This window comes from Mesorhizobium sp. P3_B5 (genome assembly GCF_056402815.1).
In genome coordinates this window covers 236,320-249,383 of the sequence record NZ_JBFUGR010000007.1, presented here as the reverse complement: position 1 = coordinate 249,383, position 13,064 = coordinate 236,320, and the positions used below count along the sequence as shown (strand labels likewise).

Annotated in this window: 15 protein-coding genes; 9 read left to right on the top strand and 6 right to left on the bottom strand. The window is 63.0% G+C overall.

Annotation, left to right across the window (positions count from 1 at the left end; genetic code table 11):
• Positions 1-79: 79 nt before the first annotated feature.
• The gene (locus AC1DVW_RS19970; RefSeq protein ID WP_477325291.1) at positions 80-721 is read right to left on the bottom strand and encodes a DNA-3-methyladenine glycosylase family protein; all 642 of its coding nucleotides are present in this window, start codon (positions 719-721) and stop codon (positions 80-82) included.
• 74 nt (positions 722-795) lie between these two features.
• On the opposite strand from AC1DVW_RS19970, the gene gluQRS reads away from it, so the two are divergent.
• A complete protein-coding gene (gene gluQRS / locus AC1DVW_RS19965; protein ID WP_477325289.1) occupies positions 796-1,671 on the top strand; it encodes a tRNA glutamyl-Q(34) synthetase GluQRS in 876 nt (291 codons plus the stop codon).
• 53 nt (positions 1,672-1,724) lie between these two features.
• On the opposite strand, the gene AC1DVW_RS19960 is transcribed toward gluQRS, so the two are convergent.
• Positions 1,725-2,012: a hypothetical protein gene (locus AC1DVW_RS19960; RefSeq protein ID WP_477246603.1), complete on the bottom strand. Its 288-nt coding sequence runs from the start codon at positions 2,010-2,012 to the stop codon at positions 1,725-1,727.
• Between the two features lie 196 nt (positions 2,013-2,208).
• On the opposite strand from AC1DVW_RS19960, the gene AC1DVW_RS19955 reads away from it, so the two are divergent.
• Positions 2,209-3,105, top strand: coding sequence for a DMT family transporter (locus tag AC1DVW_RS19955; protein WP_477325287.1), 897 nt, complete (start codon positions 2,209-2,211; stop codon positions 3,103-3,105).
• 148 nt (positions 3,106-3,253) lie between these two features.
• Here the strand turns inward: AC1DVW_RS19955 and AC1DVW_RS19950 are convergent, their stop codons facing one another.
• Complete coding sequence (locus AC1DVW_RS19950) at positions 3,254-4,102, bottom strand: YihY/virulence factor BrkB family protein (RefSeq protein ID WP_477246599.1); 849 nt, start codon at positions 4,100-4,102, stop codon at positions 3,254-3,256.
• A 60-nt stretch (positions 4,103-4,162) separates the two neighbouring features.
• Between AC1DVW_RS19950 and AC1DVW_RS19945 the strand changes: the two genes are divergently transcribed.
• The 7 genes from AC1DVW_RS19945 (at position 4,163) to AC1DVW_RS19915 (ending at position 9,558) form a co-directional block, all read left to right on the top strand.
• Positions 4,163-5,029 carry an SDR family oxidoreductase gene (locus AC1DVW_RS19945; protein ID WP_477271033.1) on the top strand — a complete coding sequence of 289 codons (867 nt, stop codon included), beginning with the start codon at positions 4,163-4,165 and terminating at the stop codon, positions 5,027-5,029.
• 24 nt (positions 5,030-5,053) lie between these two features.
• Positions 5,054-5,245 carry a twin transmembrane helix small protein gene (locus tag AC1DVW_RS19940; protein ID WP_477246596.1) on the top strand — a complete coding sequence of 64 codons (192 nt, stop codon included), beginning with the start codon at positions 5,054-5,056 and terminating at the stop codon, positions 5,243-5,245.
• Between the two features lie 28 nt (positions 5,246-5,273).
• Positions 5,274-5,855 (top strand): cob(I)yrinic acid a,c-diamide adenosyltransferase, encoded by a 582-nt coding sequence (locus tag AC1DVW_RS19935; RefSeq protein WP_477325285.1) that lies wholly within the window; start codon positions 5,274-5,276, stop codon positions 5,853-5,855.
• A gap of 28 nt (positions 5,856-5,883) precedes the next feature.
• On the top strand, positions 5,884-6,687 hold the full coding sequence (locus AC1DVW_RS19930; protein WP_477271029.1) for a rhomboid family intramembrane serine protease: 804 nt from the start codon (positions 5,884-5,886) through the stop codon (positions 6,685-6,687).
• Positions 6,688-6,859: 172 nt separating this feature from the next.
• Positions 6,860-7,609 (top strand): electron transfer flavoprotein subunit beta/FixA family protein, encoded by a 750-nt coding sequence (locus AC1DVW_RS19925; protein WP_477246590.1) that lies wholly within the window; start codon positions 6,860-6,862, stop codon positions 7,607-7,609.
• Positions 7,610-7,633: 24 nt separating this feature from the next.
• Positions 7,634-8,563, top strand: a complete 930-nt coding sequence (locus AC1DVW_RS19920; RefSeq protein WP_477325283.1) for an electron transfer flavoprotein subunit alpha/FixB family protein — start codon at positions 7,634-7,636, stop codon at positions 8,561-8,563.
• Positions 8,564-8,679: 116 nt separating this feature from the next.
• A complete protein-coding gene (locus tag AC1DVW_RS19915; RefSeq protein WP_477325281.1) occupies positions 8,680-9,558 on the top strand; it encodes a 3-hydroxybutyryl-CoA dehydrogenase in 879 nt (292 codons plus the stop codon).
• A gap of 34 nt (positions 9,559-9,592) precedes the next feature.
• On the opposite strand, the gene AC1DVW_RS19910 is transcribed toward AC1DVW_RS19915, so the two are convergent.
• The 3 genes from AC1DVW_RS19910 to AC1DVW_RS19900 form a co-directional block, all read right to left on the bottom strand.
• The gene (locus tag AC1DVW_RS19910; protein WP_477325279.1) at positions 9,593-11,575 is read right to left on the bottom strand and encodes a PAS domain S-box protein; all 1,983 of its coding nucleotides are present in this window, start codon (positions 11,573-11,575) and stop codon (positions 9,593-9,595) included.
• Positions 11,576-11,759: 184 nt separating this feature from the next.
• A complete protein-coding gene (locus AC1DVW_RS19905; protein ID WP_477271021.1) occupies positions 11,760-12,398 on the bottom strand; it encodes an NrsF family protein in 639 nt (212 codons plus the stop codon).
• Position 12,399: 1 nt separating this feature from the next.
• The gene (locus tag AC1DVW_RS19900) at positions 12,400-12,936 is read right to left on the bottom strand and encodes a sigma-70 family RNA polymerase sigma factor (protein WP_477246578.1); all 537 of its coding nucleotides are present in this window, start codon (positions 12,934-12,936) and stop codon (positions 12,400-12,402) included.
• Positions 12,937-13,064: the final 128 nt, after the last annotated feature.

The following is a 13,064-nucleotide window of genomic DNA, read 5'->3' as shown; positions in this document are numbered from 1 at the left end:
CGACATGACAGGGATGTGAAGCGGCATGTCGGCCACATGACATGCCAAAAGCGCATGATTTTAATGCTTTTTTGCGGATTCAGGCGGGAGGCGCGGCGTCCCTGCCCTTCAGCTCACGATAATAGGCCCAGAAAAGTCGTGATGCGACACCGCGCCACGGGCTCCATGATTCGGCCAATGCGATCAGCGTTTTCTCCGGCGGACGCGGTTCGATGCCGAGCGCGTGACCGACCGCCGTTTGCAGCGCGACATCCCGCGCCGGGAAAACATCGGGGTGTCCGGCGGCAAACAGAAGATAGACTTCCGCCGTCCACGGACCGATGCCCGGCACTGCCGTCATCGCCGCGATCGCCTCGCCGGCGTCGAGCCGGCAGAGGTGATTGAGGTCGAGGCCGTCGGCGACGGCCCGGGCGATGGCGATCAGGCCGCGCTGCTTCGGCCGCGACAGGCCAGCCTCGCGAAACATCGCCTCATCGGCGGCGAGGATGGCTTGCGGCGTCAGCGGATCGACCAGTTTCGTCAGCCGGCCGAAAATGGCATCGGCGCTGGCGCGGGAGACCTGCTGCGAGACGATGATCGAGGCGAGGCTTCTGAACCCCGGCTCCGAGAGCCGCAGCGGCACCTCGCCGGCCATGCCGCGCACCTTTTCCAGGCGCGGATCGATGCGGCAAAGCGCGTCCAGGCCTCGCGCGACGTCGTCGAGGTTGGCGATGCGTTGCATGTTTGCTTGTTCCTGCACTGAGCCCAGCGTAGCAATTGGCGAAACTGCTGCACAATCCGATTGCTGCCTGAGAGATGACACTCCTGACATTCCGCTTCGCGCCAAGCCCGAATGGCGAACTGCATCTCGGCCACGCCTATTCGGCGCTGCTCAATCAAAAATTGGCAGCGGCGGCCGGCGGGCGCCTGTTGCTGCGCATCGAGGACATCGACACGACGCGCTGCACACCGGAATTCGAAGCCGGCATCTTTCGCGACCTCAAATGGCTCGGGCTCGGTTGGGAAGAGCCGGTGCGCCGTCAGTCCGATCATTTCGCGGAGTATGGGGCGATGCTCGACCGGCTGATTGCGGAAGAGCTCGTCTACCCCGCCTTCATGAGCCGTGGCGAGATCAGAGCCTTCATCACCGACAGCGAAAGCCGCGGTCGCGACTGGCCGCGCGACCCCGACGGCGTGCTGCTCTATCCCGCCGCGGACAAGGCGTTGCCGATCAGGGAGCGCAAACGACGGATCGCCGAAAATACGCCCTTCGCCTGGCGGCTGGACGTTGAGGCGGCGCTGGCGCGCCTCGGCAAGGACCTGTTCTGGAGCGAGTTTACCGACGAAACGCTTTCTTCCACCCGAACGATAGAAGCCAAGCCACGGGACTGGGGCGATGTGATCGTGGCGCGCCGCGAGATCCCGACCAGCTACCATCTCGCCGTCATCGTCGACGACGCGCTGCAAGGCGTCGGCCACGTCGTGCGCGGCCAGGACCTGTTTTCCGCCACCGGCGTGCAGCGCCTGCTGCAGGACATTTTGGGCCTGCCACAGCCAAAATATTTTCACCATCGCCTCATCGTGGGACCGGACGGACGAAAGCTGTCGAAAAGCCTTGGCGATACCGGACTTGCCTCGCAACGCCAGACAGGTGCATCGCCCGACGATGTCAGGCGGCTGGTTGGACTCTAGACAGGTTCGCTCCAGGGTGTGTTGAGATTCAGGTCAGGCCGAACCGAGACCGATCACCAACGGGCCAGCCCCGCCTTGACCAGCGCCAGCACGCTGATGAAGGTGAAGGCGCCGCCCAGGCCCCAGGCGACCGCGAGCTTGAGATCTCTCAGGCTGATGCCATGTTCATTCGCGACCATGATCGCAAAGAAGAAGCCGAAGGTGAACAACAGCGTGTTGCCGCTGGAGCCGAACCCGTCTTCCTTCATGATGGCGTCGAGCGCCGCGCCGAAGAAGAAACCGAACACGGCGACGGACGCGACCGTCATCAGCAACCAGCTTGTGTCGAGATGCAACAGCATGCCTGCTCGCTCCTTGTCGAAGCCGAAACGCCATGTCTCCCGGGGATCAGTCGATAGTCCTGACACCACCGGTTAAATTCGAATGAGCTTATAAATCAATTGTTTCGTTTTGCTTGCCGGATCGAACCGCATTAGAGCAATCGCGGTAGTCGACTCTTTACCGAACATCTTTACCGAAACCGGGCGCCCCCTTAAAATGCACAGTCTCAAGCGGTTCATCCCCGCGTCCTTTGTCGTCCTGTGGGCAACCGGCTTCATCGGTGCGCGCTATGCCATGCCATGGGCCGAACCCTTCACCTTCCTGGCGGTGCGTTTCGTCCTGGCAGCAATCCTGCTGGCTGGACTGATGGTGGTGCTTGGCTCGAAGAGAGCGACCCGCACGGAAGCGCTCCACGCCACCGTTGCCGGAATCCTGATGCATGGCATCTATCTCGGCGCCGTGTTCTGGGCGATCCACCGGGGCATGCCGGCCGGGCTTTCGGCGCTGATCGTCGGCTTGCAGCCGCTGATCACGGCGGTGCTCGCCGGCCGGTTTCTCGGCGAAGCCATCCTGCCGCGCCATTGGGTCGGCCTCGCTGTCGGCCTGCTCGGGGTGATCATCGTGCTTTGGCCGAAGCTTGGCGCTCTTGGCGGCGGCGTGACCGCCGAAACGCTGATCGCCTCGATCGTTTCGGTGCTGGGCATGAGTGCCGGCACCGTCTGGCAGAAGCGCTTCGCCTCCGGCGGCGACCTGGTGGCGGCGACCATGTGGCAATATGTCGGCGGCGCCGCGCTGATGACGCTCGCCTCGCTGGCGTTCGAGACACGCACGGTCATCATCAACGGCGAACTGATCTTTGCCATGGCCTGGCTGGTGCTCGTGTTGTCGATCGGCGCCATCTTCCTGTTGATGGTGATGATCCGCGACGGCGAAATGTCGAAGGTCGCGTCGCTGTTCTATCTGGTCCCGTCCGTCACCGCGGTCATCGCCTGGGCACTGTTCGGCGAACAGCTCAACCTTGTGCAGCTTGTCGGCATGGCGATCGCCACGCTCGGCGTCGGCCTGGCGACGGCTCGGCCGGCCAAGGGGAGAATTGAGGAACTGGGGAACTGAGGAATTGGAGAATTGGAGAATTGGGGAATTGGGGAATTGGGGAATTGGGGAATTGGGGAATTGGGGAAGAATCACACAGCCCCAGATAAGGCCTCTTTTTTCCTCAGTTCCTCAGTTCCTCAGTTCCTCAATTCTCCAATTCCTCAACTCATCCGACCCGCGCTCGCGCCTCGAGATAGCGGCTGATCGCGGCATTGAGCTCGCCGCCGAGGATGAAGATCGCCGAGACCATATAGAGGAAGACCACCGCGATCATGATCGAGGCGAGGCCGGCATAGGTCGTCACATAGGACGAGAAATGATCGAGATAGCTGGCGAAGACGGTCGAGCCGATCAGCCATGCCGCCAGCGTGAAGGTGATGCCGGGGACGATCGAGACGAGACGGCGCTTGCCGGCAGGCAGCCAGAAATGCACGGCAAACAGCCCGCCGACAATGACCGTCGAGGCGATGACGTAACGCCACAGCGTGATTGTGCCCATATAGGGCTTGATCCCTTCGATATGAGCTTCGGCGAGCCTCGCCAGCAGCGGCGCGAACACCAAAAGCACGCTGATTGCCAGGAAGCCGGCGGTGGCGATCAGCACGAAGATGATGCTCTGCACCCGGCGGTAGATGATGCCGCGCGTTTCCGAGACGCGATAGGCACGGTTGAGCGAGGTGCGCAGCGCCTCGATGCCGTTCGAGGCAAAGTAGGCGGCAAGCAGCACGCCATAGGTTAGAAGGTCGGTGCGCCTGACGGTCAGCACGTTGAGCACTTCGCGTGCGATCGGCTTGGCGATCTGTTCGGGCCAGGTGTCGAAGACAAGATGCACGGCCGTGTCCGAGAACGCCTGCGCGCCGAGGAAGCTCGCCAGCGTCGTGGCAAAGATCAGGAACGGGAACAGCGCCATCAGCGAGGTGATCGCCAGATGGCTGGCCATGGCCCAGCCGTCGTCGGTGTTGAAATGGCCTAGCGCGTCATAGAGCACGCGGCGCAGCACGACGATCTTCCGCATCAAGAGCCGCGTTCCCTTCGATTGTCTCGACGCCGCGAATATGGGAAGTGATTGTGGCAAATGGCAACCCTAGGTCAAACCACGATTTCTCCGGCGCAGGAGTTGCGCACCATCATCGTCACCGGCGCCTCTTCCGGGATAGGGGCGTATTGCGCCCGCGCGCTCAAGGCGGAAGGCTGGCGGGTGTTCGCAACCGCACGAAAACCTGAAGACATTGCTGCCCTCGAAACCGACGGCATCGAGGCGTTTTATCTCGACTACCGCGAGCCCAATTCCATCGAGGCGCTGGTGGCCTCGGTACTGGAGCGGACGGGCGGACGGCTCGATGGGCTGTTCAACAATGGCGCCTATGCGCAACCCGGCGCTGTCGAGGATCTGCCGGTTGCAGCACTGAGAGAACAATTCGAGGCCAATTTTTTTGGCTGGCACGATCTCACCCGCCGTATCGTGCCGGTCATGCGGCGCCAGGGCCATGGCCGCCTTGTCCACTGTTCCTCGATCCTCGGGCTGACGCCGGTTCGCTTTCGCGGCGCCTATTCCGCATCCAAGCACGCACTCGAGGGGTTGATGCTGTGCATGCATCAGGAACTCCAGGGCAGCGGCATCCATGTCTCGCTGATCGAGCCAGGGCCGGTGACATCGAAGATCGCCAGCAATGCGCTGTTCTGGTTCCTCAGGAATATCGACCACGAGAACTCCGCCCACCGCCTCGACTACGAGGCACAGCTGGCACGGCTGCGGGCCGGCGGCAGTATCTCCAGCCTGAAGCCAGGGCCGGAGGTGGTTCATGCGGCCTTGCGCCATGCGCTTCTGTCGCGGCGCCCGCGCCCGCACTATGTGGTAACAGTGCCGGCCAGGATTGGCGTGATCCTCAAACGCCTTCTGCCGGCATCGATGCTCTATCGCGTTCTGGCCAAACGCGCCTGAACGCAACAGAACTGGGAACAGACTATGGCAACCGTCTTCAATGTCCTCGCCGTCCTCGTCATGGTCGCCGTGGTGATTGTGCTTATACGCGGTCTTATCAACATGATGCGCGGCGGCTCCGGCATGACCTCGAACAAGCTGATGCAGGCGCGCGTGCTGCTGCAGGCCGTGGCCTTGGCGCTGATCCTGCTGGCGGTGTATTTCACCCGCAAATGACGGCGCCAGCCGATTCGGGAGGCAGAGCATGGTCAAGCTCAACAAGATCTACACCCGCACCGGCGACGACGGCACCACCGGTCTCGGCAGCGGTGAACGGCGGCTGAAATCCGATTTGCGCATCGATGCCTATGGCACGGTCGACGAAACCAATGCCTGCATCGGCATGGCCCGTGTCCACACCGCGACAACCCATCCGTCGATCGACGCGATGCTTGGCCGCATCCAGAACGACCTTTTCGACCTCGGCGCCGATCTCGCCGTACCCGACGACGGCAAGCCGCTCGGCTACGAGCCGCTGCGCATCGTCGCCTCTCAGACCGACCGCATCGAAAAAGACATCGACCTCCTCAACAAGGACCTGGAGCCGCTCAAATCCTTCGTGCTGAACGGCGGCACGCCGGCGGCCGCCGCCCTCCACCTCGCTCGCACGGTGGCGCGACGGGCCGAACGCATCATGGTGGCGCTGGCGCAGGACCCGCGCGAGCATGTCAACCGCGAGGGCATCAAGTACATCAACCGCGTATCGGACTTTCTGTTTGTCGCCGCACGGGCGGTCAATGACAACGGAAATGCCGACGTGTTATGGATTCCCGGCAAGAACCGCTGAATTTGGCCGAAGCGGGAGGGGTCCCTGAATGTTCATCCCGCTCTACGACACCAACAGGCTGCGGCATATCAGGCTGCAATATGTGACGATCGGCCTGATCGCGCTCAACACACTCATCTACCTGGTCACAGCGATCGGTGGCGAGGATTTCAACAACGCCGCCGTGCTCGGCCTCGGTTTCATTCCGTCCGTCGTCCACGACAAGGCGGAACTGGCGCCGCAATTCGTCGTCATTCCCGAGAGCCTGAGCTACCTCACCTATGCCTTCCTGCACGCCGATATTTTCCACCTTGGCGGCAACATGCTGTTCCTGTGGGTGTTCGGCGACAATGTCGAGGACGCGCTCGGCCATATCCGCTACCTCATCTTCTACCTCCTGTGCGCCATCGCGGGAGCCGCTTTCCAGGGTCTGGTGGCGTGGGACTCGCAAGTGCCGCTGATCGGTGCCTCAGGCGCCATTGCCGGCGTGGTCGCCGCCTATCTGATCCTCTATCCCAGGGTGAAAGTATGGGTGCTGGCCTTCGCCCGCATTCCGCTGCGCATCCCGGCCTTCATCCCGCTCATCCTGTGGATCGGCTTCCAGGTGGTGATGTTCGCCTCCGGCGGCGAAAACCAGGTTTCCTGGGCCTGCCACATCGGCGGCATCATCGCCGGCGCGGTGTTGGTGCTGATCCTGCGCAGCCGCGGCGTGCCGCTGCTTGCCGGCGCCGATGGGGAGCCCGAAGCCACGCCGACCGTCGGACAGGCGCCCACCCCAGCCGAGCCAACCGCTCCACTTCCGGCGCAGCCCGCGCCGCAATGGGGTCGCGGAGCCACTCCAAGTCAGGACTGAACCGATTTGAGTGCGTCACGGATATTGACGCGCCGGGTAGTCGCAACTACGGAAGCGCCACTGCTAGGCGTTTGAAGAGCAGAATTCCGTCTGGAATGTCGGCTTTCGACAACTCAGAAAAGGCACGCGCTGCTATAGCGCGCCCAACTATTCTTGAAAGAGGTGACAGGAAATGAAGATCCTTGTGCCCGTGAAGCGGGTTGTGGATGCGAACGTCAAGGTGCGCGTCAAGGCGGACGGTTCGGCGGTTGAGCTTGCCAATGTGAAAATGGCGATGAACCCGTTCGACGAAATCGCGGTCGAAGAGGCGATCCGGCTGAAGGAGGCCGGCAAGGCGGACGAGATCATCGTCGTCTCGATCGGACCACAGCAGGCGCAGGAAACCTTGCGCACCGCGCTCGCCATGGGCGCCGACCGCGCCATCCTGGTCAAAACCGATGAGCAGACCGAGCCGCTCGGCGTCGCCAAGGTGCTGAAGGGCGTCGTCGACGCCGAACAGCCCGGCCTCGTCATCCTCGGCAAACAGGCGATCGACGACGATTCCAACCAGACCGGCCAGATGCTCGCAGCCCTTCTGGGTTGGGCGCAGGGCACCTTCGCTTCCAAAGTCGTCATCGACGGCGACAAGGCCAAGGTGACGCGCGAAGTCGACGGCGGCCTGCAGACGGTGGAATTGAAGATGCCGGCGATCGTGACCGCCGACCTTCGCCTCAACCAGCCGCGCTATGCCTCCTTGCCCAACATCATGAAGGCCAAGAAGAAGCAGCTCGACGAGAAGACCCCGGCCGACTACGGCGCCGACGTCAAGCCGCGCCTGAAAGTGATCAAGACCGAGGAGCCGAGCGGCCGCAAGGCAGGCGTCAAGGTCAAGAGCGTCGCCGAACTGGTCGACAAGCTGAAGAACGAAGCCGGCGTGCTGTAAGCGATCGGAAAAGGAGACAAGAACATGGCTATTCTTCTGATTGCCGAACACGACAACGCAACCCTTTCCGACCAGACCGCCAAGGCGCTCTCTGCAGCCCTGCAGATCGGTTCGGACGTGCATGTGTTGGTTGCTGGCAAGGGCGCCAAGCCGGCGGCGGACGCCGCCGCCAAACTCAAGGGCGTCACCAAGGTGCTGCTGGCCGATGCCGACGAACTGACCGAGCGTCTCGCCGAACCGCTGGCGGCGCTGATCGTCTCGCTGGCCGGGTCCTATGACACCATCATCGCCCCGGCGACCTCATCGGGCAAGAATGTCGCGCCGCGCGTGGCAGCCCTGCTCGATGTGGCGCAGGTATCCGAAATCATCGAGATCGTGTCGCCCGACACCTTCAAGCGGCCGATCTATGCCGGCAACGCCATCCAGACGGTGCAGTCGACCGACGCCAAGAAGGTGATCACGGTGCGCACCGCCTCCTTCCAGGCAGCCCCCGAGGGCGGCTCGGCTTCGGTCGAGACCGTCAATGCCGCCGCCAATCCCGGCCTGTCCTCCTTCGTCGAAAACAAGCTTTCCGACACCGACCGTCCGGAGCTGACCTCGGCCAAGATCATCATCTCGGGCGGCCGCGCGCTGGGTTCGGCGGAAAAGTTCCAGGAGGTCATCCTGCCGGTCGCCGACAAGCTCGGTGCCGCCGTCGGCGCCTCGCGCGCCGCCGTCGATGCCGGCTATGCGCCCAACGACTGGCAGGTCGGCCAGACCGGCAAGGTGGTCGCCCCCGATCTCTACATCGCCGTCGGCATCTCCGGCGCCATCCAGCACCTCGCCGGCATGAAGGATTCCAAGGTCATCGTCGCCATAAACAAGGACGAGGAGGCGCCGATCTTCCAGGTTGCCGACTACGGCCTCGTCGGCGACCTTTTCGTCATTCTGCCGGAACTGCAAAAGGCTCTTTGACGCTTTCTGGCAAAGCGTATTAAATTGTGAGGGGCGGGGTAGACGAAGTCGCCCCGCCCTCTTAGTTTGCACCGCACAAAAGCAGGCCGCAAAGGCCATATGACGGGATCGGTGTAATGGGCAAGATCGAGACGATCGGCATCATCGGCGCGGGCCAGATGGGCGGTGGCATCGCCCACGTCTCCGCGCTGTCGGGCTTCAAGGTGCTGATCTACGACATCTCGCCCGACCGCATCGAAAAGGGCATCGCCACCATCAGCGGCAACATGGCGCGCCAGGTTGGCTCGGGCAAGCTTGAGGAAAAGGTCCGCAACGACGCGATGGCGCGCATTTCGGCAGCGCCGGCCATGGCCGACCTTGCCGGTGCCGATCTGGTGATCGAGGCGGCGACCGAGGATGAGACGGTCAAGCGCAAGATCTACGCGCAGCTCTGCCCGCAGCTCAACCCGGAAGCCATCCTGGCGACAAACACCTCGTCGATCTCAATCACGCGCCTCGCCGCCCAGACCGACCGTCCCGAGCGCTTCATCGGCATACATTTCATGAACCCGGTGCCGCTGATGAAGCTGGTCGAACTGGTGCGCGGTATTGCCACCGAGGACCAGACCTTCGAGGCGGCCAAGACCTATGTGAAGCAGCTCGACAAGACGATCACGGTCTCGGAGGATTTCCCGGCCTTCATCGTCAACCGCATCCTGTTGCCGATGATCAACGAGGCTATCTACACGCTCTACGAGGGTGTCGGCTCGGTCGACGCCATCGACACCGCCATGCGGCTCGGCGCCAACCATCCGATGGGACCGCTGCAGCTTGCCGATTTCATCGGCCTCGATACCTGCCTGTCGATCATGCAGGTGCTGCATGACGGCCTGTCGGATTCGAAATACCGCCCCTGCCCGCTGCTGGTGAAATATGTCGAGGCCGGCTGGCTCGGCCGCAAGACCGGGCGCGGCTTCTACGACTATCGCGGCGAGCATCCCGTCCCGACGCGCTGAAACACCAAAAACAGGAAGATTGGCTGCGCGTCGCCTACGACGCCACGGCGAGCGGCGTCGGTGTCTCTGACTTGTCACTCGTGCCGTTCTCCTCCGGCGCCATCGAAACACATCCACGGCCGGCAGCCTTGGCTGCATAGCAGGCGGCATCGGCCCGGGCGATGATCTCGTCGACTTCGCCATAGCCGGCGCGGATCGGGGCCAGCCCGATGCTGGCGCCGATCGAATGGTGCCGGCCGTCCCAGGCGAAACTCAGGCCGCGGATCGCATCGATGATGGATCGCGCGGCAATCTTGGCGCTGATCGCCGAACCCGATTTCAGGATCACCGCGAATTCATCGCCACCCAGGCGGGCAACAATGTCTTCGGGACCAAGAGCACCGCGGATGGCGTCGGCAACCCGCTTCAGCAAGGCATCGCCCGCGGCGTGACCGCCGGTGTCGTTGACCAGCTTGAAATGGTCGAGGTCGATGAACATGAACTGGTGCTCGCTGCCCCCTCCGACCGACCCTGTCGTGTCGGCCGTGTCGGCTTTGCGGCTTTGATCGACCAGCTCCTCCATGGTGCGGATGAAACTCGAACGGTTGGCAAGACCGGTGAGCGCATCATGGGCGGCGGCGTAGGCGAGCTGCCGCTGCAGGGCGCGCGCATCGGTAAAGTCCTGAAAGACAATCACCAGCCCGCAGAACTCGTTGCGCTCATTCATGATCGGCGACACGACCTGACGGATGCTGCAGCGCGTGTCGTCGCGACGGATGAGCACGGCGCGGCTGTTCTGGTCCGCAGGGCCGGGGCTGTTGATCGCGGGCCGCGCCACGCCGATCCTTTGCCCGGTTTCCTCGTCGACCGCCCAGTAGACATGGCCAAGCGTCTTGCCGAGCGCCTCTGCGCCGGCAACGCCGGTCAGCTTCTCGGCAACCGGATTCATGAAGGTGACGCGGTTTGCGGCATCGGTGCAGATAACGGCGTCGCCGATCGATTGCAGCGTTACCCGAAGCCGCTCCTTTTCATCGGCCAGCATCGCCGCCGAGACGATGAGGCGCTCTTCGGCCTGCTTGCGCTGGGTGATGTCGGTCAGGCTGCCGATGGCCCGGATCAGGCGCCCTTCGCTGTCGCGCTCCAGCGCCTTGCCGCGATCGAGGATCCAGATCCAGTGGCCATCCTTGTGGCGCATCCTGAATTCGGCTTCGAAATACTGCGTCTTGCCGTCCAGATGAGCGCGATCGGCCTCGGCGACGGTTTCGCGGTCGTCCGGATGGATCATTGTCAGCCAGAGATCGGGGTCGCCATCCAGCTCACCGTCCGCGTAACCCAGCATGTTCACCCAGGTGGAGGAATAGGTCGTGCCACCTTTGCGCATGTCGAGGTCCCAGACGCCTTGGCCGGCGCTGGCCAATGCGAAATTCCAGCGCGTCTCGGCCTCGGCTATGCGCGCCTCCGACTGCTTGCGGGCGTCGATGTCCTCGATCTGGGAGACGAGATAGAGCGGCCGGCCAGTGCGCTCGTCGCGGATGACGGAGCCGGCGAGGTGGGCCCACACCGGCGTTCCGTCCTTCCTGAGGTAGCGCTTTTCGAAGTGATAGGAATCGACCTTGCCCTCTCTCATTTTCTCCATCGTTTCCTTGCCTATCTGCAGATCGTCAGGATGTGTGATCTGGAAGAAGGTCAGCGCCTCGATCTCCTCGCGCGTATAGCCGAGCATGGCGGCAAAGGCGGGATTGGTCTGCACAATGCGCCCGTCGAGGCTGACGATGGCAACGCCGATCGCTGAATCTTCCATGGCGCGACGGAAGCGCTGCTCGCTCTCACCGATCTGCCGGCGATCGTCCATGACCCGACGGATGAACAGGACCAGCAGGAAAACCGCGCCCCCGGCAATGGCGATCGATATCCTGAGATAGAGCTTTAGCGCCTCGGCGCTGACATCCAGCCGCGACAACAGGATCGACACGGTCGCCGCGAAACAGAAAATGCCGACCGCCAGCAGCGCCAAAACTGCGCGTCTATCAGGTCTCAAACCCTTCGATTCCTGCCAAGTCACGATGTGTGCGATCCCCATGCATAATCGCATGTCCCCGCAAAAACCCTGAATGATCGATTTTAAGGAAAGGTTGCGCCGGCGGTACCGCCGATATGGTTTGCCCGCAAACAATTGCCGGCATGATTAAGGATCGGTGTCTATCGGCTCCGCTCGCGGCCTCTTACCAGCGCACGAAGAGCCGCCCGCCGAGCCCGCCGAGCGCGGCAAGGATGACGATCGCGATCGTGTACCAGGTGGCGACGAAAAGCGGCGAATCGTCGAAACAATGCGCGGCATAGAAGGTCGCCGACAGCCCGCCGGCAAGCAGGCCGGCCACCGTGCCGGCGAGCACCGGTTGCGTTGGCGCGCCGTAGCGCAGCATCCAGAGGAAAATGGCAAGCGGGCCGATGCCGATCAGCGGGATGAGCGCCATGCAGATCATCATGTTGGAGCCGACCAGCCGCGTGCCCCATTCGGCCTGCGGCACCGCGAAAAGCTCGAGAACGACGGCCACGACCACAAGCAGCGGCGCGGCGATCATCCAGGCAGCCGCCCGACCAGTCGAGGCACCGGGCATCGAGAGTCTGCGGATGAAGACAAAGGCGCTGATGGCAAGCGTGATGGTGAAGACGAATTTGGCGAGGAAGCGCATCGAATGCATGGCCGTCGCGATATCGTGACGCGGGCCGATGGTCAGCCAGAAAACCACTGCCGCGATCACCACCGCCGCACCGGCAGCCACCCACCAGGCCGAGCGCAACGGCATTGCCTTGCTGCTTGCATCGGCGTCGAGCGCCTTGATGAGATCGTCCGTCCTCATGTCATTCCCGCCCGAACCGTCTCGCTATCGCGGCAAGCCCGCGATGCAGCGACACACGCACCGCCGTCTCGGTGATGCCGAATTTCGCCGCCGTCTCGCCGATGGAACGGCCTTCGACCGATACAGCCGAGACCACCGAGCGTTGCGCCGGCGGCAGGCCGTCGAGCGCCCGGTTGATATCGCGCTCGCTGACGGTCTCGGCTTCCGGCTCGGCAAAGGTCTCGGCGATGTCGTCGATCTCGATCTCGATGCGCCGCCCGCGCCGCCGAAAAGCATCGATCAGCTTGAAACGCGCTATGGCATAGACCCACGGCAGGACCGGCGCATCATCACGCCAAGTATGCCGTTTCACATGAATGGCTAGCAAGGTTTCCTGCACGACATCCTCGGGGTCCACTCCGCCCTGTACGATCTTGCGCCGGGCAAAGCCGCGAACGACAGCAGCGATGCGGTGCAGAAAGTCGGCGTAAGCCCTTTCGTCTCCCGCAATCGCGGCCCGCAGCAGCCGGGAGAGTTCGGCTTCGTCCTTGCCGGTCACAAGAGTTCACTCCCCGATGTTCGCGCCTCGGCGCAGATTTGTTACGTGGCCGGCGAAATAATGTCCAAGCCAAAGTGCTGGGAAATCACGAAAGTTTGCGCCCTGGCGACCGATTGAAGCAGCCCATC